Annotated in this window: 15 protein-coding genes; 3 read left to right on the forward strand and 12 right to left on the reverse strand. The window is 57.3% G+C overall.

The window, feature by feature from the left end; translation table 11 throughout:
• Positions 1-34: 34 nt before the first annotated feature.
• The gene (locus tag M0G74_RS03395) at positions 35-2,146 is read left to right on the forward strand and encodes a TonB-dependent receptor (RefSeq protein ID WP_248214554.1); all 2,112 of its coding nucleotides are present in this window, start codon (positions 35-37) and stop codon (positions 2,144-2,146) included.
• A gap of 195 nt (positions 2,147-2,341) precedes the next feature.
• Here M0G74_RS03395 and M0G74_RS03400 read toward each other — a convergent pair whose 3' ends face one another.
• Genes M0G74_RS03400 through M0G74_RS03410 form a run of 3 tightly spaced genes read right to left on the reverse strand, consistent with a single transcriptional unit; the run spans position 2,342 to position 6,299 of the window.
• Positions 2,342-4,228: a family 43 glycosylhydrolase gene (locus M0G74_RS03400; protein WP_248214557.1), complete on the reverse strand. Its 1,887-nt coding sequence runs from the start codon at positions 4,226-4,228 to the stop codon at positions 2,342-2,344.
• A gap of 19 nt (positions 4,229-4,247) precedes the next feature.
• Positions 4,248-5,198 carry a glycoside hydrolase family 43 protein gene (locus M0G74_RS03405; protein ID WP_248214561.1) on the reverse strand — a complete coding sequence of 317 codons (951 nt, stop codon included), beginning with the start codon at positions 5,196-5,198 and terminating at the stop codon, positions 4,248-4,250.
• A gap of 51 nt (positions 5,199-5,249) precedes the next feature.
• Positions 5,250-6,299 (reverse strand): glycoside hydrolase family 43 protein, encoded by a 1,050-nt coding sequence (locus tag M0G74_RS03410; RefSeq protein WP_248214564.1) that lies wholly within the window; start codon positions 6,297-6,299, stop codon positions 5,250-5,252.
• Between the two features lie 216 nt (positions 6,300-6,515).
• On the opposite strand from M0G74_RS03410, the gene M0G74_RS03415 reads away from it, so the two are divergent.
• Together M0G74_RS03415 and M0G74_RS03420 are read left to right on the forward strand one after the other, a co-directional pair.
• Positions 6,516-7,568, forward strand: a complete 1,053-nt coding sequence (locus M0G74_RS03415; protein ID WP_248214569.1) for an arabinan endo-1,5-alpha-L-arabinosidase — start codon at positions 6,516-6,518, stop codon at positions 7,566-7,568.
• Between the two features lie 36 nt (positions 7,569-7,604).
• The gene (locus tag M0G74_RS03420; protein WP_248214574.1) at positions 7,605-10,085 is read left to right on the forward strand and encodes a glycoside hydrolase family 127 protein; all 2,481 of its coding nucleotides are present in this window, start codon (positions 7,605-7,607) and stop codon (positions 10,083-10,085) included.
• Between the two features lie 87 nt (positions 10,086-10,172).
• On the opposite strand, the gene M0G74_RS03425 is transcribed toward M0G74_RS03420, so the two are convergent.
• The 9 genes from M0G74_RS03425 to M0G74_RS03465 all read right to left on the reverse strand — a co-directional run bounded on the left by M0G74_RS03425 (position 10,173) and on the right by M0G74_RS03465 (position 21,524).
• Positions 10,173-11,111, reverse strand: a complete 939-nt coding sequence (locus tag M0G74_RS03425; protein WP_248214576.1) for an SMP-30/gluconolactonase/LRE family protein — start codon at positions 11,109-11,111, stop codon at positions 10,173-10,175.
• 54 nt (positions 11,112-11,165) lie between these two features.
• On the reverse strand, positions 11,166-12,143 hold the full coding sequence (yjfF, locus tag M0G74_RS03430; RefSeq protein ID WP_248214580.1) for a galactofuranose ABC transporter, permease protein YjfF: 978 nt from the start codon (positions 12,141-12,143) through the stop codon (positions 11,166-11,168).
• Positions 12,140-13,207: an ABC transporter permease gene (locus M0G74_RS03435; RefSeq protein WP_248214583.1), complete on the reverse strand. Its 1,068-nt coding sequence runs from the start codon at positions 13,205-13,207 to the stop codon at positions 12,140-12,142. The genes yjfF and M0G74_RS03435 overlap by 4 nt, the downstream gene beginning before the upstream one ends.
• Position 13,208: 1 nt before the next feature.
• A complete protein-coding gene (locus M0G74_RS03440; RefSeq protein WP_248214585.1) occupies positions 13,209-14,735 on the reverse strand; it encodes a sugar ABC transporter ATP-binding protein in 1,527 nt (508 codons plus the stop codon).
• A 34-nt stretch (positions 14,736-14,769) separates the two neighbouring features.
• Complete coding sequence (locus M0G74_RS03445; protein WP_248214589.1) at positions 14,770-15,714, reverse strand: ABC transporter substrate-binding protein; 945 nt, start codon at positions 15,712-15,714, stop codon at positions 14,770-14,772.
• Between the two features lie 429 nt (positions 15,715-16,143).
• Positions 16,144-17,208 (reverse strand): aldose epimerase family protein, encoded by a 1,065-nt coding sequence (locus M0G74_RS03450; protein ID WP_248215304.1) that lies wholly within the window; start codon positions 17,206-17,208, stop codon positions 16,144-16,146.
• Entirely contained in the window at positions 17,198-18,790 is a 1,593-nt protein-coding gene (locus M0G74_RS03455; protein ID WP_248214592.1) for an aldehyde dehydrogenase (NADP(+)), read from the reverse strand. The genes M0G74_RS03450 and M0G74_RS03455 overlap by 11 nt, the downstream gene beginning before the upstream one ends.
• Positions 18,791-18,807: 17 nt before the next feature.
• The gene (locus M0G74_RS03460; protein WP_160152436.1) at positions 18,808-19,578 is read right to left on the reverse strand and encodes an SDR family oxidoreductase; all 771 of its coding nucleotides are present in this window, start codon (positions 19,576-19,578) and stop codon (positions 18,808-18,810) included.
• A 209-nt stretch (positions 19,579-19,787) separates the two neighbouring features.
• A complete protein-coding gene (locus M0G74_RS03465) occupies positions 19,788-21,524 on the reverse strand; it encodes an IlvD/Edd family dehydratase (RefSeq protein WP_248214593.1) in 1,737 nt (578 codons plus the stop codon).
• Positions 21,525-21,842 lie beyond the last annotated feature (318 nt).

A 21,842-nucleotide genomic window follows, 5' to 3' on the forward strand; every position in this document is an offset into this window, starting at 1 on the left:
GGGATCACCCATCATTTTCAATCGGGGGCAGGGAATGACTTCCATCCACAAAACTACCTTGGCCGCAGTGATCTGCAGCCTGTGCGCGTCCGCTTCGACCCAGGCGGAAGAGACCATTGAAACGGTCACTGTGACCGCGAGCCGCAGTAACAAACCGATCAACGCCATCCCGAATACCGTCAAGGTACTGGATCGCGAGGCTCTGGATCAGCAGCTGGCCATGAGCAGCAGTCTGCTGGACAGTCTCAGCTTCACCGTCCCGAGCCTCACCCCTGCCCACCAGAAGATGACCAGCAACGGCGTGACCCTGCGCGGTCGCACACCCCTGTATATGGCGGACGGCGTGCCGCAGTCCACGCCCCTGCGCAACGGTGAACGCAGCGGTTTCACCGTCGACCCGGATTTTATCGACCGCGTGGAAGTTATTTACGGTGCCAACGCCATCCAGGGTGTGGGCGCCACCGGTGGTGTGATCAATTACGTGACCGTGGATGCGCCGGAGTCCGGCGACTGGTTGCGCAAGCTGAACACCACGATGTCCACGGACGATCTACTGGATAACGACAACCACTACAAAGTCTCCGGACTCATCGGTAAAAAGTTCGCGCAAAGTGATTTCGTCACCGGCATCGCCTACGACGCACAGGATATTTACTACGATGCCGATGGAGACCCCATTGCCATAGACCCCGTCCAGGGCGACTTTATGGATAGCCAGAGCTGGAACCTGTTCAGCAAATTTGGCTACGACCTGGACAGCACACAGCGCCTGGAAGCCTCCGCCAATTACTTCAACCTGGCTGGGGATGGCGACTACCGCGTAGTGGCCGGGGACATGGTCCAGGGTATTCCCGCCACGTCAGAAAAAGGCCGGGGTGATGGCGACCCCACCGAAAACGAAGCCCTCAACCTCACCTTCAGCTACACCCACAGCGACCTGCTGGGCGGTGAACTGAGCGCGCAAACTTTCTACTACGATTTTTACGCACTCTATGGCGGCGGTGCCTTTGCCGCATTCCAGGACCCGGAGATTGCGCCGATAGGCACCCTGTTTGACCAGTCTGCCCTGGCCTCGGAAAAGGCCGGTGCCAAGCTGACGTTTATTCGCGACAACACCCTGGTGGACGGCCTGCAACTGGTTACCGGTCTCGACTATTTGCGCGATAACACCTATCAGGAGCTGGCACAGACCGACCGCCTGTGGGTACCGAACATGGTGTATCAGGGCTGGGCGCCCTTCGTGCAGCTGGAGCAGCGTTTGATCGATGACCGCCTGCGCCTTTCTGCCGGTGGCCGCGTGGAAAACGTCACCCTGAAAGTCCCCAGTTTCACCACCGTGGCCGGTGCCAATAACACCTTTGTGGAAGGTGATTCTCCAGACTTCAGCGAGGTACTCGGGAATGCCGGTGCCGTATTCGATGTAACCGAAAACCTCACCCTGTTTGCCTCCTTTGCCGAAGGATTCACCATGCCGGACGCGGGGCTGATTCTGCGCGGGGTTAACACTCCGGACCAGACGGTAGCGGACCTTGTTGACCTGCAGCCGGTAATCGCGGACAACACCGAGATCGGTGCCAACTATCAGAACGGCGGCCTGGAAATTGCCGGCAGCTACTTCTGGTCCGACTCCGACTTCGGCTCGCGTATTCTGGTGGTGAATGGCATCGGTGAAATAACTCGCCAGAAGACCGAGATCAACGGACTGGAGCTGACTGCCAGCTATCAGTTCGAGTCAGGGGTGCGCACCGGCATTGCCTACAGTCAACTGGAAGGCCGCTTTGACAGTGACAACGACGGTACTCTGGATAAAGATCTCGACGGCCGCAATATCGCCCCGGACCGGGTAAACCTTTACATTGCCGGCCCGCTGGCGGAGCAGGTACAGGGACGCCTGCAGTACTCCGCATTACTGGATCGCGAATTTGATGGCGGCCTGCCGCAGCACAATTTCAATGGCTATCGCCTGCTCGATGCGATGGCCACCTATACCAATCCGGAACTCGGTACTTTCACCCTGGGTGTGGAAAACCTGGCGAACGAGTCGTATATCACCTACTACTCGCAGACCCTTACTTACGTGAACGACAGCACCTATTTTGCCGGTCGTGGGCGCACCCTGAGCTTCGGGTGGAACAAGGCGTTCTGATCGATTTATCAATCAGCGCCGAAATAACTACGTTTCAGTAAAAGCCCCCGCAAGTGTTTGCTTGCGGGGGCTTTTGCTATTGAAGCTGGCGTTGGCATTTTCGACAGGCAAAAAAAGGGGTGGTCTACATTTCTGTAGCCACCCAAGCCCGATAAAAATCGTTGCCCTGCTCAAAGGGCTAAATCAAGGACTGTATCAACCCCGCGCAGGCACCGCTCGCAGCTGGAATTTCTGGCAGTCGCTGTCCGCTGCGGGCGCCAGGGCAAAGGTATTACCCTCCGCCAAACCACAGTGCGCCAGGTCCAGGTTGTGCTTGCTCTCGCGGTTTTTGATTTGCAGGCTGCCGTCGGCCAGCGGTTGCAGCAACCACTGGCTGCTGCTTTCTTTACAGCTACCAAGTACTGCTGGCGCACCGGGGACCACGGCATTGTCAGCGATGGTCATGCACTGGTCGCCGGCCTGTATTTTTACAAACCCTTCATCCGCCGCCGCAATTTTCCAGCGCTGGCAGGAATCCCCTTTCCAGGCCCCCTGGCGAATGTCAGCCCCTGTCGCACAACCGGTTGCCTGCAACACTCGGCCACTCTGTACACTAGCGATGGCAACCTCTTCAGCGGGCTGCAGCAACCACTGAGAACAGCCTTCGCCATTACAGTCTTTTGCCATCAGCGGCTTGCCAGTATCGCGATTCAGCAATTGCACCCAGCCGTTTTCATTCTGGTCCAGGGTCCAGCGCTCCGACCCGGTATTGGTCCAGGGTGCCAGCTCTCCGCTCTGGTTGAGGAAATTGCCGCTGGCGGCATTCGCCAGACGGTAAGCGCCGTCGCCAGTGCTATCCAGCACCCACTCACTGTCGCTGGATGCGCAGTCGTCCGTGCCAGCACCGGTCAAGCACTGATTGCTTACCGCATTCGCCAGTTTCCAGCGCGCGCCCTGCACCTTGGTGGTGATGGGTCCATTTTCACCGGAGGGCAGCTTCTGGAATTCACCTTCCGGTACCGGTACGCCGAAATTCGGGGTGCCGCTTTCGTTCCAGGTAAATTTCTGCGCGCGCACCGAGCGGGTCGCACTGCAGCCGTCGGTCTCTTTCGAGTTGCCGTGATAGACAATCCAGTCTTCGGTTCCGTCCGGCGATTTAAAGAAACCATTGTGACCAGGGCCGAAGACGCCATTGCCGCGCTGGAACACAGGCTCCGGATACTTGGTCCAGGAGGCCGGGTCCATCGGGTCATCACCGGTCAGTTCCTTCATTGCCAGTTTGTAGTCCGGCGTATCGCAGAAGCTGGCGGAATAAATCATGAAAGTGCGGCCATCCTTTTTCAGGATCTCGGCGCCCTCGTTCACCTTGCGACCACTCTGTTCCCACTCGGCTTCCGGACGGGTAATCACCACGCGCGGTCCCTCGATCGACCAGGGGTTGGTCATCCTGGAAATCCAGTTCAGCTGTTCGTCCCCCACCCACTCAGACCACAGCAGGTACAGCTGACCCTTGTGCTCGAGGTAGGTGCCGTCGATGTTCCAGGTATCCGGCATCGGCGAGCCCTTGTATACATAGGGCCCCATGGGGTCGTCGCCCACGCTTTCCAGTACCGACAGGTGTTGGTGGTCCAGTGTGCCGTGCTGGCCGGAGGTATACATCAGGTACCAGCGCCAGCCATTGGGGCCATTCAGGCGATGGAATTCAAACGCCCAGAAGTTACAGCAGCGCGCCGGATCGGTATCGGACCAGATATTAATCGGCGCCGCCGTGGCGAGCCCGTCCAGGGTCGGCGATTTGCGCATCACCAGCTGGGAGGTCCAGGTGGTGGTTGTCAGGTAGTAGTTGCCATCCCAGTATTCCAGCCAGGGATCGGCACCATTGGCAAACAGCGGGTTGGCGAACATGCCTTCGGGGGCATCGATCTGGCCGTGCTGCGATTGTTCAGGCTGCACGGAAGCTTCACCCTGCGCACTTTTTCCGTCTTTCCCCGCTGGGGATTTTTCCGCGCTTTTTTCAGCGGGCTGGCAGGCGGTAATACTCGCCAGCGCAATGCCGGCAACCAAACTTTTTGTGATAAAACGGGAAACGCGTTTTAGGTTCATGCTGATTACTCCCTTGTCGTTATTGAACCGGCTTTACGCCTTCAGAAGTCATGACCACACGCTGAATCGTGCCATCTTCGTTGTAGTGCAGATCGTCGATACACACCGAGCGACGGAAACTGCCGCCTTCCGGCGTACCGCCGTTATGGTAAATAAAGAAGGAACGACCCTTGAAATCGATAATGGACTGGTGGTTGGTATTGGAGTTACCCGCCAGTTCGTTGAGGACACCCTTGTACTCCCACGGCCCCTCGATGGACTTGCTCATGGCATAGCCGATTTTTTCCGGGAAACCCATGGCGTAGGTCAGGTAGTAGTTGTCACCGTGTTTGTGCGCATAGAGTGCTTCGGTAAAGTTCGGCAGGTCCAGGCTGTGCATGGGACCATCCAGCTGGATCATATTGTCCTTGAGCTTGGCCCAGCGCGGTTTGGTATTACCCCAGAATAAATAGGCCTCACCGTTATCATCGATGAAGGTCGCCGGGTCCAGGTCGTCCCAGTCGATCTCGGTATCGGTGGTCATGTCATTGCTGATCAGTGCCTTGCCCAGGGCATCCTTGAAGGGACCTGTTGGGCTGTCGGAAACCGCGACCCCGACCGCAAAGCCCGGCTTGGTTTCATCGTGGCGCACCGTGGTATAGAAATAAAATTTTCCATCTTTTTCCACCACATGGCTGGCCCAGGCATCGCCCTTGGCCCATTTAAAATCAGTGACCGTCAGAGGAGAACCTTCGTTTTTCCAGTTCACCATGTCTTTTGAGGAGAACACCAGCCACTTGTGCATTTCGTAGAAGCCCTTGTTGTCCTTGGCTTCGTCGTGGCCGGTGTAAAGGTAGACGGTGTCTTTGTACACCATCGCCGCCGGATCGGCAGTGAGCACCTCGGTGATGGCCGGATTGGCGGCATGGCTGCTGACCGCCGTTGCGGTCAGCCCTGCGGTGACGAGAGCGGCTAAAAATCTGTTTTTCATATTTCTCTCACTTCTATTTTTATAATGACAATTCGCGAAAAAATACGGTGTTCAGTCTGCAGCCTGCTGGCGGAACTCCGGCATACCCGAAGCATCCCAGTGCAGGACCCGCACCCGGGTCGCGCGGTTACCATCCAGCAGGGGGTTACCCTGGATATTCCGGTAATCCCGCGCGTGGTACACCACTAGATCTGTTACGCCATCTTCAGCCACCGTAAAACTGTTGTGCCCCGGGCCGAAGCGCTTGCGCTCTGCACTGGTGTAAAACACCGGCTGTGGTGACTTGTTCCAGCTCCGGGGATTCATCAGGTCCGCACCTTCATCGGCCCACAACAGGCCCATGGCATAGTTGGCATCGGTGGCGCTGGCGGAATAGCTGATGAACACCCGGCCATTCTTTTTCAGCACCGCCGGACCTTCATTCACCTTGTGCCCCCGGGTCTCCCAATCAAAGGTCGGCGTCGACAGGGTGATGGCCGGCGGGCGAATTTCGGTGGCTGACACCATTTCCGCCATCAGCAACTGCGAGCCCAGGTCGTCTTTCACATCGTACTGGGCCCAGACCAGGTAGCGTTTACCGCGGTGGGTAAAGCTGGTGGCATCCAGTGAAAAGCTGTCCACCGGCGTCGCCATTTGCCCCATCTCCTGCCAATCCCCCAGCAACGGGTTGGCGGCGCTGTTGCGCAGGGCGTACATGCGGATTTTCCACGGATCTTCTGCCTCACCGGCGGCAAAATAAATGATCCAGGCATCGTCGATATAGTGGAGTTCTGGCGCCCAGATATGTGCGCTCATGGGGCCTGCGGCATGCTTGCGCCAGATCACTTCGGCATCGGCTTCGGCCAGGCCGGCAATGGTCTCGGCGCGGCGCAGCTCGATGCGGTCGTATTCCGGAACCGTGGCAATAAAGTAATAGAAACCATCGCGGCGAATAACCCAGGGATCGGCCCGGCGCGCCACCAGGGGCGAAGGTATGTGTCCCTGCAGGGACATATCGTGCAGGGACATATCGTTCTGGGTCGGCGGTGCTGCGGCCACGCTGGCGGAAAGCCAGAGACAGGCGCAGGCCAACACCCGGGGGAACAGGCTTGGGAAGTTCATCGCTGCTTTCGTTATCGTTGTAGTCTTGTCTTTATTCGCGGGGCTGCTATTTCCGATACTGCTATTTTCCGTAGCGCTATTTGCGGAATTCAGGGCAGTTGCCGCGCTACAAACAATATTATTATACTACTAATACCCTAACAACCCCGTTAAGCACCATAATTCGACGGGCTTGTGTGGATGAGAGAAGCACAATAGCCATAAAGAGAAGCCGATATGTTCCGACTTCCCGCAGTACTGCGGCGCCCGGTCGCGCTCGCCGCTGCCTGCCTCAGCCTTCCCCTTGCCGCCTGCGCCGACAGCGATGCCCGGGCGCAGCGCCAGATCGACGTGCACGACCCGGTAATGATCCAGGAAGGCGACAGTTACTACCTGTTCAGCACTGGTCCAGGCATTACCATCTACCGCTCACCGGACAGGCAGCACTGGACCTATTCCGGTCGCGCCTTTGACACAGAGCCCGACTGGGCGAAGGGCGTATCACCCACCTTCAATGGCCACCTCTGGGCACCGGACATCATCGAGCACGATGATCGCTTCTACCTCTACTACTCGGTTTCCGCCTTCGGCAAAAATACCTCTGCCATAGGCGTGACCACCTCCCCGACTCTCGACCCCAGTTCCCCGGCGTATGGCTGGCAGGACCAGGGCATTGTTGTGCAATCAATCCCGCACCGCGACCACTGGAATGCCATTGACCCGGCCATCATTTTCGATAAAGACGGCACCCCCTGGATGAGCTTCGGGTCTTTCTGGGAGGGATTGAAACTGGTGAAGCTGGACAGCTCGCTCACCAGGCTGGCAGAACCGCAAGAGTGGCACACCATCGCCCGCGGCGACCGGCAAAAATACCAGCCGGTGGACAAGGCCGGTTCGGAAGAGCTGGAGGCACCGTTTATTTTTGAGAAAAACGGTTACTACTACCTGTTTATCTCACGCGGGCTCTGCTGCAAGGGCGATGACAGTACTTACCGGCTGGCAGTCGGCCGCTCGAAATCGGTCACCGGGCCTTACCTGGATAAAGACGGCGTGGATATGGCGAACGGTGGTGGCACACCACTGCTTTCCGGGAATAAACGCTGGCCGGGGCTTGGACACAACAGTGCCTACACCTTTGATGGCAAGGATTATCTGGTACTCCACGCCTATGAGTCAGCGGACAACGGCCTGCAGAAACTCAAGATCATGGATATTACCTGGGATGATGATTTATGGCCGCACGTAGATCCCGCGGAGCTGGATAAGTACCAGGGATTCAAAGTTAAGTAGTTCTCACCGATTCAGAATAAAAGCACCAGAATGGCGATGAAAAAAATAATCTTAAGCCTCGCAATCAGTAGCCTTGCCCTAAGCGGATGCGCCAGCAAGCAAGAACCCGGCGAACTGGAAGTGTTCCCGCTCGACCAGGTTCGCCTGCTGGCAAGCCCTTTCCAGCACGCCCAGGACACCAACATCCAGTACATACTGGCAATGGATCCGGACCGGCTGCTCGCGCCCTACCTCAAGGAGGCGGGTCTCGCGCCCAAAGCAGAAAACTACCGTAACTGGGAAAATACCGGCCTCGATGGCCATATTGGTGGCCACTACATAACCGCGTTGAGTCTGGCCTGGGCCGCTACCGGCAATAGTGAGGTCAAGCAGCGCCTCGACTATATGCTCGACGAGCTGAAGCGCGCACAGGATAAAAATGGCAACGGCTATTTAAGTGGCGTGCCCGGCGGCAAAGCCATGTGGAATGACCTGGCCGCGGGCAATATCCGCTCCGATCTGTTTACCCTGAATGAAAAGTGGGTCCCGCTCTACAATATCCACAAGGTCTACGCCGGCTTGCGGGATGCGTATCGATACGCAGACAGCCAGCAAGCCCTGGAAATGCTGATCGCCCTGTCCGATTGGGGGGCTGAACTGATCGCGAATCTGTCGGATGCACAGCTACAACAGATCCTGAAAAGTGAGCACGGTGGCCTGAATGAAGTCTACGCCGATGTCGCGGAAATTACCGGTGACAAAAAATACCTGGAAATAGCCAAGCGCCTGTCACACCGCGAAATTCTCGATCCACTGGAACGGCAGCAGGATAAGCTCACCGGCCTGCACGCCAACACCCAGATCCCCAAAGTCATCGGCTACAAGCGTGTGGGCGATCTGGCACAGGATAAAAAATGGCAGGACGCCGCTGCATATTTCTGGAATGAAGTGGTAACACACCGCACTGTGGCCATTGGTGGCAACAGCGTGCGCGAGCACTTCCACCCCACCGATGACTTCGCGCCCATGGTGGAAGATGTGGAAGGGCCGGAAACCTGCAACACCTACAACATGCTGAAGCTGACGCAATTGTTGTACCTGAATAATCAAGAATTGGGTTATGCGGAACTGGGCGATCCACAAACCCGCTATATCCGCTATTACGAGCGCGCGCTCTACAACCATATTCTGTCATCACAAAACCCGGACACCGGTGGCCTGGTGTATTTCACCCCCATGCGCCCCAACCACTATCGTATGTACTCCCAGCCCGAGGAGGCCATGTGGTGCTGCGTGGGCTCAGGGATCGAAAACCACAGCAAATACGGCGAGATGATTTACGCCCATCGCGGCGACGACCTGTTCGTAAACCTGTTCATTCCCTCGACCCTGAACTGGGATGAAAAAGGTATCCAGATCCGCCAGGAAAACACCATCCCGGATACGGAAACCACCACGCTCACCGTCACCGGCAGCGGCAGTTTCCGCCTGAAACTGCGCTACCCCACCTGGGTCGATGAAGGTAGCCTCGCTATTGCAATCAATGGCGAAAACGTTTCGGTACAAGAGAAGCCAGGCAGTTATGTCACCCTGGCGCGCCACTGGAACGATGGTGACCGTATTGAAGTCAAGCTGCCGATGCACCCGCAAGCGGAACAGCTTCCGGATAAATCCGACTATTACGCACTGACTTACGGGCCTGTTGTACTGGCAGCAAAAACCCAGCCTTTTGTCGGCGAGCAACTCAATTTTCTCGCCGACGACAGTCGTATGGGGCATATCGCCCGTGGCCCCATGTGCCCGCAGGAAATGACACCCACCTTTGTGAGCGAGGACCGCGATTTCGCGCTCGGGCTGCGGCGCTTGCCCGGAGACCAGCTGCGCTTTGCCGCGCCGGATAGCCTGCGTACCGCAGATATCCCGGCACTGGGGAAGAATATCGCCCGCGCCGAACTTCCCGCGCTAAACCCCGATGCCGGTACGGGGCTGGAGCTGATTCCTTTTTTCCGAGTGCACGAGTCCCGCTACAGTATTTACTGGCCTTACAGTACGCCGCAAAACCTGGCAGCCAAACAACAACAGCGTGAAGCGGAAGACCGCGCACGGCTGGCACTGATGCGCCAGACCATCGACAAGGTGGCGCCCGGCGAGCAGCAACCGGAAGCGGATCACTTTTTTGCCGGCGCCGGTACCGAAGCGGGCGTCCACCGCGGTCGCCACTGGCGACATGCCAGCGACTGGTTCAGCTACCGTTTGAATGATCCCAACCAGGAAGCACAGACACTGCGCATTACCTACTTCGGGCTCGATAATGGACGCAGTTTCCGGATCCTCGCCAACGCGGTGGAGATCGCGCAGGTAACACTGGATGGCAGCCACGGGGATGCTTTTTTCAGTATGGATTACCCGGTGCCCAGCGAGGTATTGGAACAGGCAAACCAGGGGCACATCGAGTTGCGCTTTGAAGCGGCGGAAAACTCCGTGGCCGGAGGAATTTACGGTGTGCGTCTGCTGCGCGCGACGGAGAATAGTGAATAGATGAATGAATAGCAGCGGCGCACATAAAAAACCCCGGGCAGGTCACCCTGCCCGGGGTTTTTTATTGATCGCTCTGGCCGGATGAATTCAGGCCGGAGCTAACTCTTCTGATGGTACCGGTTGCTCAAGTTTATCCAGCAGCTGTGCGGTATTGAAGCGGAAGCCCATCACGCCTTTGAACGGCGTTTTGAACACAAACAGGTTACCCGCCTGCCACTCCCGATCAAGGGTCCACTCGTTCAGAGATTCTTTTGCCGTGGTGACAAACATCAGGTCCAGATTCGGACCGCCGAAGGTAACGCAGGTCGGCTGGCTCACCGGCACCGGAATAGCCCCGGCCAACTTGCCGTCTAGGGAATAGCGCTGGATTCGCGCACCGCGCCACTGGGCGGACCAGAGATAACCCTCTGAGTCCACGGTGGCACCATCTGGATAAATGCCGAACATGGTGCGCGCAAACAGCTCACGCTGACCGATATCGCCGCGGCGGGCATCGAACTTGTAACGGTAAATACTGCGGCGCGGAGAGTCGGCAAAATAGAAGTGGCTGGAGTTCACATCCCAGCAGCAGCCATTGGAAATAAAGATATTGCTTTCCTGCTGGCTGACCACACCATTGGCCTCGAGACAGTAGAGGACACCTGCAGCGTCTTCACGGCCATCTTCCGCCATGGTACCCGCCCAGAAACGCCCCTGCCGATCAATCTTGCCGTCGTTGAAGCGCAGGCCACTGCCCTTTTCCAGCAGGGTTTTCTGCCACAGGATCTTGCCCTGTCGGTAATCAAACAGGGCGAAGCCGGTTTCAAACGCGGCGACAATACAGTTTTCACGGTCGGTAAAGGCAAAGGCACACAGGCGCTCCGGGGTATCGAATACCTCCAGTTCACGGCCGGGCCAGGACAGGCGATAGAGTTTGCACTCGTGGATATCGGTCCACCAGACACTCTGCTCTTTGTGGTTCCACAGCACCCCTTCACCCAGGGTATTGCCGACTTCGATCGCGTCAATGCGCTGTACTTCGAGCATGAGCGCCCTCTCTTATTCCGTATTGCCTGATTTTTTATCGTCTATGGGTAGCAATTAGTGTGCCGCTGCAGCCTGCCGCCGGGTGAGCAGTCGCTGCATACCGATGAAAGCAAACAGCAGCAGGCCGATCACGATCTTGGTCCACCAACTGTTCAGGGTGCCATCAAAGGAGATATACGTCTGGATAACCCCCATGATCAGCACACCGATCAGGGTGCCTACCACATAGCCGGATCCGCCGGTCAACAGGGTACCACCAATCACCACCGCCGCAATGGCATCCAGCTCCATACCGACGGCGGCCAGAGAATATCCTGAGAATGTGTAAAAGGAGTAGACGATTCCACCAAGAGCAGACAGGAATCCACTGATCGCGTAGATACTGATAGTGGTTCGGGCAACCGGCACGCCCATCAGCTGAGCGGACTGGGCGCTGCCTCCCAGTGCATAGATAAAGCCACCGAGGCGACTGAAATGCGCCAGCACGATGGCCGCAATCAGTACCATAAACAGGATCAGTGTGGATGCCCCAACCCAGGCACCGCCGGGCAGAAGCAGACCGAAATCGGCCACTGCGTCATAAAATGGGTGCTCAATCGGGATGGACTCTTCACTCAAGGTCGTCGCGAGACCACGGGCCAGGAACATGCCCGCCAACGTGACAATAAACGGCTGCAGTTTGTAGTAGTGGATCAGCGCGCCCATGGAAGCGCCAAACAGGCCACCACCCAGCAGCACCATCGGGAATACGATCAGCGGGTGCCACTGCAGTTCGCCGATCAAAAGCCCGCACACCACACCCGTCAGGGCGATCACTGCCCCCACCGACAGGTCGATACCACCGGAGATGATCACAAACGTCATGCCGATGGCCGTAATGACCAGAAAGGCGTTATCGGAAAACAGATTGGCCACCACCCGGGTGCTACCGAATCCGTCGAACTGCAAAGCACCCGCGAGGAACAACAGCACAAACAGAGCGCTGGTCACATACAGTGCGGTGAATCTGGAATTGGCGAGAGACTGAATCATACCTGCGCCCCTGCGTGTTTGTTTTTTCTGAAGGATGCAACAAGCGCAGCCATCTGCTGCTGAAACAGCGGCGACTGCAGCAGCAGCACAAAGATCACCACCAAGGCTTTGATCAACAGATTAAACTTTGCCGGCAGACCACTCATGATGATGGTGGTGCTGAGGCACTGGATCACCAGCACCCCGACAAGGGACAACAGAATGGAAAAGCGCCCGCCCATCAGCGATGCACCGCCAATCACAACGGCGAGAATCGCATCCAGCTCCAGCCACAGGCCTGCGTTGTTGGCATCTGCACCCTGGATATCGGCCGCGGCGATCATACCCGCCAGTGCCGCACAGACACCGGCAATGCAGTAAACCATCATTTTTACCGCGCGCTGATTGATCCCCAGGTAATAGCTGGCTCCGGCATTACAACCCACACTTTCCACGAACAAACCCAGTGCGGTTTTACGCATCAGCAATTGCACCAGCGCAAACACAATCAGTACAAGTACGATCGGGAACGGCAGGCCTAGGAAAGCGCCCGTGCCGAGAAACGCAAAGGCATCGTTCTGGAAGGTCACGATCTGGCCCGCGTTGACCAGCTGCGCAATACCGCGCCCGGCCACCATCAGGATCAAGGTTGCCACGATCGGCTGAATCCCCATATAGCTCACCAGCCCACCGTTGACCGCACCCGCTACCAGGCCCGCGGCAAGACCGGCCGCCATCAACAACAGAATGTTATCCACACCACCCACAATCAGGTTGGCGCACACTGCGCCGGCAATGGCCATGGTCGCACCAACAGACAGATCGATGCCGCCGGTGGCAATCACCAGGGTCATGCCAATCGCCAGCAGCGCCACCGGTGCACTGCGATTCAGTACATCGATCAGGCTGCCGTACAGGCGTCCATCCTGGATTTCGATATGAAAAAATTCCGGAGCCATGACCAAGTTGATGGCCAGCAGGCAGAGGAGCCCCAGCATCGGCCATACATAGCGGCCGTTAAGCTTGGGCAGTGTGACTTTTTCCGGGGCACTCGCCTGGCCCGCGATCGTTTGTAGATTACTCACGTTACGCCTCCGCAATCGCCTGCATGATATTGCCTTCGGTAATGTCGTCGCCCTCGATCTCCGCCACCTTGCGGCGGTCACGCATTACCGCAACACGATCGGAAAAAGCCACCAGCTCATCCAGCTCGGAAGAGGTCACCAACAGAGACATGCCGTCGCCGCAGAATTTTTTGATCAGCTTGAGAATTTCTGCGTGTGCACCTATGTCGACGCCACGCGTAGGCTCGTCCAGCACCAGCAATTTCGGATTGGTGGCCAGCCAGCGGGCGAGAATCACTTTCTGCTGATTGCCGCCACTCAACTGTTCAATGGGCTTTTCCGCATCCGGTGTCGCAATTTGTAGCTCGGCGATAAACCGCTCCGCCAGCGCCTGCTGCTCGGCACGGTTCATCGGACGCCACCAGCCCCGTCGCGCTTGTAGTGCCAACGCGATATTTTCGCGAATAGATAGCGGGCCAACGATACCGCTGGTCTTGCGGTCTTCCGGGCACAACGCCAACCCCTGAACAATGGCTTCCGCGGGTTGTGAAAAGTTTTGCTGCGAGTTTTTGAAGGTCAGTTTACCGCCGGTGGTTTTATCCACACCGAAGACCGCACGGCAGACTTCTGAACGCCCGGAGCCGAGCAAGCCCGCTAGGCCCACCGCCTCGCCGCGACGTACCGTCAGGGAGGTGGGGTGCAGAGAACCACGTACCGCAACTTCGTCCAGTTCCAGTAACGTTTCCGAGAGCGCTTTTTGTTCCCGCTGCTCTTTAGCCTGCACGTCTCCCGACTGTACCTCCCTAGCCTGAACTTTGGTTTCCGCCTGCAGCTCCTTACCGAGCATATGCCCCACCAGCGCACTGCGGGGTAAGTGAACAGCTTCGAACTCCCCAACCAGCTGGCCGTTGCGCAACACAGTGATGCGATCGCACACCGCGTATACCTGATCGAGAAAGTGGGTAATAAACACAATGCCGATGCCCTTGGCCTTCAACTCGCGCATCACGGAAAATAGCTTCTCGCATTCCTCCGCGTCGAGACTCGCGGTGGGCTCATCCAGCACCAGCACCTTCGCCGACATATCCACACCGCGAGCGATGGCAATCAGTTGCTGAATCGCAACAGAAAACGTCGATAGCGGCCGGGTAACGTCAATATCCAGGTCAAAGCGCTTCAGTACTTCTTTTGACTGACGATTGATCCGCTTCCAGTCGATCAACCCGAACTTTTTCGGCTCACGCCCCAGGTACAGGTTCTGTGCCACCGTAAGATTGGGCAACAGGTTGACCTCCTGGTAAACCGTGCTGATACCCACGGCTTGCGCGTGCGCGGTACTCTTCAGCTTTAGCGGTTCACCCAGATAGGCCATGCTGCCACCGTCACCTTGCAGCGCACCGGTCATCACTTTTACCAGCGTGGACTTCCCAGCCCCGTTCTCCCCCAGCAGCGCGTGGACCTCGCCCTCGCGCAACTGGAAATCCACGCCGTCCAGGGCTTTAACCCCCGGGTAGCGCTTCTCGACCTTACTCAGACTTAACAACGTCATGGTGTTTACCTGCCGGCTATCGCGTCTAGTTCTATTATTTTGAGCGCTTCGCGTATTCTGCAGCGGCGGTTTCCTGGGTAAACAGGTCACCGGTGGTGGTAATCAGTTTCTCCACCTTGCGATCGCCCTTCAGGTAGGCCTCAATCACATCAAACGCCGGCGCTCCCAGGTGCGGGTTCAGCTCCACCGTGGCATTGGCATCGCCATCCGCCATCGCCTTGAAATAATCCGGCACACCGTCCACAGAAACCACCAGCATATCCTTGCCCGGCTTCAGCCCCGCTTCCCTGATCGCCTGAATGGCACCGATGGCCATCTCGTCGTTGTGGGACCAGAGCGCACAAATATCCTTGCCGCTGTTCTCCGCCTTGAGCATGGCTTCCATTACCTCTTTACCCTTGGTACGGGTAAATTCACCGGTCTGGCTGCGTACGATTTCCGCGTTGGGGTAATCGGCGATCACCTCATTAAAACCCTTCATTCGATCAATCGCCGCGGTAGCACCCACAGTGCCCTGCAGCTCGAGAATTTTGCAGTTACCGCCGGTTTCATCCATCAACCACTGCGCCGCACGACGGCCTTCTTCAACAAAGTTCGATGCAATACGGGTAAGAAACAGAGATTGGTTATTCACATCGATATTGCGGTCGAGAATTACCACCGGAATCCGCGCGCGTTTAGCTTCGCGCAATACCGGCTTCCAGCCCGTCTCCACCACCGGGGCAATCATGATCGCATCGACCCCTTGGGCAATAAAACTGCGCACCGCCTTGATCTGGTTTTCCTGCTTTTGCTGGGCATCGGAGAACTTCAGGGTGATACCACGCTTTTCCGCTTCCGCTTTGACCGACTCGCTGAAGCTGGTGCGCCAGCCACTTTCCGAGCCGACCTGGGAAAAACCGATGGTGGTTGCGAGTGCACTCTGGCTGGCACACAGGGCCAGGGCAAAAGCGCCAGACAGGATTCGAGAGATCTTCATAGCGGACTCCTCATCACTTTGGATTGTTTATATTTATTGTTGGGAGCTTGGCTCCCTTTGTAGGTCCACTCATCTTTGTGAACGAACACTCGATACTCAGACGCGAAGCTCCCGTTGCCGGGAAGCGGTTCACGAGACCGTCTGCGGCCTGGATGGCCGCAGTCGAGCCCCCATGGATGGGTTCACGGCGTGTCTCGTGAACCGCTTCCCGGCGACGGGGGCGCCACTACGGCCAGCTAGTCGCTACCCTGCAGCATTTACTTGGCAAGGAATAACCACTAGTGGCGGCTCCAGTCCGGCAGGGGTATCCGGGACACGCCGTAAACCCATCCCTGGGGGCTTGTCTGCGAGGTCCCTCTCGCAGACAGTCCCGGATACCCCTGCCGAACCGAAGCCTTCGCAGCAAAAATTCCACTACGAAGAAAGAGTTTATTCCGCAGAAAACTGGTAACTCGTTGTCTGCCGGTACTGCTCACCCTTCTTCAAAATTACAGAAGGGAAATTACTGTGATTAGGCGCATCCGGGAAACCGTGGGTTTCCAAACACAATCCCGCATACTGCTTCATGGGGGAGCCGTCATCGCGATTGCGGCTGCCATCCAGGAAATTTCCGCTGTAAAACTGGACCCCAGCCTCGCTGGAGAAAATTTTTACCGCACGCCCGGACGACGGATGTACCAGAGATGCAATCGGCTTCAGAGCCTTGTCCGCGGTCTCATCCACCACCCAGAAATTATCGTAACCACCCGGCCACCACTCGATATCACGGCCAATTTGCTTGCGCTTGCGGAAATCCACCGGTGTATCCGCAACCTCGAGCAACTCACCAGTAGGAATCAGCTGATCGTTCAGGCGCAGCAGCTGGTCAGCGTAGATCTCCAGCTCATGCTCGAGGATTCCGTCACGCCCTGCCAGATTCCAGTAACAGTGATTGGTCAACGCCACCGGCGTTTCCGCATCGGTTACCGCACGAAACTCCAGGGTCAGAGCATCATCCTCATCCAGACAATACGTCAGCTCAATATCCAGATTACCCGGATATCCACCCTCACCGTCTGCGCTAACACAGCGAAATGTCACCGCCTGGAAACGTGCTGAAGATTCACTTTGCACCAGCTGCCAACGCTTGCTATGCAAACCCTCCGGGCCACCGTGCAAATGGTTTTCACCATCGTTGGCCGGCAGCAGGAAAGTCTCACCACCCAGTTCAAAACGCGCACCGCCAATGCGGTTGGCAACCCGACCCGCAGTCACACCAAGGTAGCCATCGTTCTCCAGCCAGTGCTGAGGATCGGCGTAGGTCAGCAGGATATTATCGCTGTGGCCATAGCGGTCTTTGGTGTGGATGGAATACAGGCTGGCACCGAGGTCACACAAGGTGACCCGGGTACCACGACTGTTCTCCAGCGTAATCAACTGCAGCGGTCGATTACCGCTGCCGATGGGCAGCTCAGAGGCGACTATCCCGCTGGGCATGTTCAGTTCAGATTGCATCACTGCTTTTTTCACCATTTACCAGCCGCGCAATGTTGAGCGGATTGGCGTTTTTCAGGGCTTCCGGGAGCAGTGCTTCCGGATAGTTCTGGAAGCAGATCGGGCGCACAAAGCGCGCGATGGACATGGTGCCCACGGAAGTGAAGCGCGCATCGGTAGCCGCAGGGAAAGGACCACCGTGCATCATGGAATGACACACTTCCACACCCGTAGGGAAGTTGTTGCAAACCACACGGCCGACTTTCTGCCGCAGGATTTCGACCAGATCGCCGTACCCCGCGAGCTCGGATTCGGTGCACTGCAGAGTTCCGGTCAGCTGGCCCTGCAGGGAAGCAATTGCCTGTAGTAGTTCGCTGCGATCGCGACACTTCACTACCAGAGACATGGGGCCAAAGACTTCTTCCTGCAGCTCTTTGTTGGCGAGGAAGTTCTTGCCATCCACGGTCAACAGACCCGCCTGGCAAGTGAATCCTTTATCATCACCAGCGGCTTCACCACAACCAACCTGTTCCACGCCCTGTTGATCGCGCAGGCGGGCAACACCGCTCTGGTATCCCGCCAGGGTATTTTCATTCAACATCACACCAGCGTCGACCTTGGCCAGCGCATCGCTGGTGGCCGCGATAAAGCGATCCAGACCTGCACCTTCCACTGCCAGTACCAGCCCCGGGTTCACGCAGAACTGACCGGTACCCAGGGTCAGGGATCCGACAAAGCCTTCGGCGATGGTTTCCGCTTTTTCTTCCAGTGCCTCAGGCAAGAGTACGACCGGATTGATACTGCCCATTTCCGCAAACACAGGAATCGGTTCCGGGCGTGCGTTGGCCAGGTTGAACAGCGCCATACCGCCCTGCAGGGAACCGGTAAAGCCGACCGCTTTTACCCCCGGCGCCTTTACCAGCTCGGCACCCACGCGGCGCCCGGAACCCATGATCAGAGAGAAAATACCCGCAGGCATGCCGGTGCTTTTTACGGCCTTATCAATCGCTTGGGCTACCAGCTCGCTGGTGCCCGGGTGGGAGTTGTGACCTTTTACAATCACCGGACAACCGGCGGCAAATGCCGCCGCGGTGTCCCCACCGGCGACGGAGAACGCCAGCGGGAAATTGCTCGCACCGAAGACCGCCACCGGTCCCAGTGCCTGATTGAAGGAACGCAGGTCCGGGCGCGGCAGCGGTTCACGATCCGGCATCGCGGTATCGATGCGCGCATCCAGGTATTCACCTTTTACAATCCAGTCTGCAAACAGGCGCAGCTGGCCGCAGGTACGGCCGCGCTCGCCCTGGGCGCGGGCCAGCGGGTAGCCGGTCTCTGCAGAGACACGCTCCAGCAGCTCATCGCCCAGGTTCATGATTTCGTCGGCGCAGGCGTTGAGGAATGCCGCGCGCTTGGCTGGTGCCAGATTGGCAAATTCCGTGGCGCAGGCGCTGGCGGCATTCACCGCTTCGGTTACCTGGAACTCATCCGCGGAGCTGATCGCCGGTGCCAGGTTTTCACCGGTGGCCGGGTTTACGCCATGAAATGATCCGGCACGACCGTCAACCCAGTTGCCTGCAATAAGTTGTTTTCCGGTAATCGTCATTGGTTTCTCCTAAGTTTTTAAATCCAGCCGCCGTCGACGATGAAATTCTGTGCGGTGCACATAGAGGCATCGTCGGAAGCCAGGAACAGGGCCATGGCACTGATGCTCTCCGGCATCAGTGGGTCTTTTACACTCTGGCCCTTGTCGATGGCTTCGCGTGCAGCGTCATCGACCCGCTCGGCCAGTTGCTTTTCAGTCATCACCCAACCGGGCACCAGGCAATTCACGCGGATACGGTCCGGCCCCATGTCGCGGGCCAAACCACGGGTCAGGCCTTCGATGGATGCCTTGGCACTGGTATAGCCGGGCATGCCACCCTGACCAGCGTGCCAGCTCATGGAACCGAGGTTGATGATGGAACCCGCTCCCAGTGCTTTCATATAGGGATATACCGCCTGCGCCGCAAAGAAGTGGTGGCGCATATTGACGGCGAGACACTTGTCCCACTGTTCCGGAGTTACCTCACGAAAATCGTGGCGCGTGTCATTGGCGGCGTTATTGATAAGTACCGAGATGGGGCCCAGCTCTTCCGCCGCCTGCGCGATGACCGATTGCAGGCGGTTGATATCGGTGAGGTCGCAGGGGTAAAAGCGCACTTCGCCTGCCGCACTTTCGTTGCGCAGGCGCTCGACCAGCGCGGAGGATACGTCTTCCTGAATATCCACAAAGGCAACTTTGGCACCCTGCTGGAAAAAAGACTCCACCAGGCTGGCGCCAATGCCGGAACCGCCGCCGGAAACAAATACGGTTTTGCCATTAAGGCTCGGATATTGATTGGTCAGCGTCATCACTCGCTCGCTTTATGCATTATTCGTTGTCATTACTGCGCCCACTCTCTGCGGAGTGGATCGCATGGATTCAACCGAATCCGGTCGACAGGTAGGGCCGGTACGCCTGAGTGAAAAAAGGCGCCCCGAAGGGCGCCGGGAGTCAAACGTGATAAACCGGATTAATGGTTACCTGTAGAAAATCTATCTGGCGTGTACAGCGCTTCCGGTTAGTGAGAGTGCGGCGGTACTTCTGAACCGCGGCAGCCCACCAGAAAATCGAAGTCACAACCTTCGTCGGCCTGCATCACATGATTGCGGTACATGGCCTCATAACCACTGGTAGTGGCGATCACGCGATTGGCTTTCAGTTTTTCCAGGCGCGCGGCAATTTCTTCATCGGATACTTCCAGGTGCAGCACTCCATTGTGCGCATCCAGGTGAATCATGTCACCATCCTGCACCGCCGCCAGCGGGCCAAACTCCATGGCTTCCGGGGCCGTGTGCAACACTACGGTACCAAAGGCAGTGCCACTCATGCGCGCGTCGGAAATACGCACCATGTCCTTGATGCCCTTTTTCAATACCTTGGGCGGCAGGCCCATGTTGCCCACTTCCGCCATCCCCGGATATCCCTTGGGACCACAATTTTTCAGCACCATCACGCAGGTTTCATCGATATCCAGATCCGGGTCAACCACGCGGGACTTGTAGTGCTCGAAGTCTTCGAACACCACCGCGCGGCCGCGGTGGTTCATCAGCTCGGGACTTGCCGCCGATGGCTTCAACACGGCACCGCGCGGCGCCAGGTTGCCGCGCAACACACAGATACCGCCATTTTCTACCAGCGGGTTGTCCAGCGGGCGAATGACATCGTCGTTGTAACAGGGTGCATCTTCCACGTTCTCGCCAATGGTCTTGCCATTGACGGTCAGGCAGTCCTTATTTAAGGCACCGGATTCACCCAGGCGGCGCAACACAGCCGGCAGGCCTCCCGCGTAATAGAACTCTTCCATCAGGTATTTGCCGGACGGCTGCAGGTTGACCAGGGTCGGCACTTCGCGCCCTTCTTTCCAGTCGTCCAGATTCAGGTCCACGCCCATGCGACCGGCAATGGCCTTGAGGTGGATAACCGCGTTGGTAGAGCCACCGATGGCGGCATTGGTGCGAATCGCATTGATAAAGGCGTCTTTGGTCAGCACCTTGGACAGGGTCAGGTCCTCATGCACCATATCAACAATGCGCATGCCAGACAGGTGCGCCAGCACATAGCGGCGGGAATCCACTGCGGGAATCGCGGCATTGTGCGGCAGGCTGGTGCCGAGGGACTCCGCCATACACGCCATGGTGGACGCGGTACCCATGGTGTTACAGGTACCCGCAGAGCGGGACATGCTCGCCTCGGCGCTCAGGAATTCGTGCAGGGAAATATTGCCGGCCTTGTACTCTTCGTGGGCCTGCCACACCAGGGTACCGGAACCTACGTCCTTGCCCTTGTGTTTGCCGTTCAACATGGGGCCGCCGGTAACCACGATAGTGGGCAGATTGCAGCTGGCGGCACCCATCAGCAGGGCCGGAGTGGTTTTGTCGCAACCCACCAGCAGCACAACCGCATCAAGCGGGTTGCCACGGATAGCCTCTTCCGTATCCATGGCCGCCAGGTTGCGGGTAAACATGGCGGTGGGACGCAGGTTGGATTCACCGTTGGAAAATACCGGAAATTCTACCGGCACGCCGCCGGCTTCGATCACGCCCTTTTTGACGTGCTCGGCAATTTTGCGGAAGTGGGCATTACACGGGGTCAGCTCGGACCAGGTGTTGCAGATACCGATAACCGGCTTGCCCTCAAAATGATGCTCGGGGATGCCCTGGTTCTTCATCCAACTGCGGTACATGAAACCGTTTTTGTCACGGGTACCGAACCAATTGGCCGACCGCAGGACCGTCTTCTTCTTATCACTGGCCATTATTATTGAACCCCATTTATTCTCTCATAACTATTATTGTATGACTTATTAAAAATCGGGACAAGCTTCGGAATCAACTTGCCCCGATTTCTGTCATCGCAAGCCTAAGTGGCACCTTTTAAGTGCGCTCATTGAGATACATCATATTGTATGATATTAATAATGACCAGCGTCACAGAGAACATTTTTTACACGGCGCTGCACAGAAAATACCCCCTCCACCGGGCACTGTATAGCTCCTGGCCAGCGCCGCTTAACCAGCGCCTTGAAAGGGACGCAGAGAGATGCCGGTGGTCCCGAACAGCAGGCTAATAGAGA

The sequence above is a fragment of the Microbulbifer sp. CAU 1566 genome, assembly GCF_023156515.1.
Lineage (GTDB): Bacteria > Pseudomonadota > Gammaproteobacteria > Pseudomonadales > Cellvibrionaceae > Microbulbifer.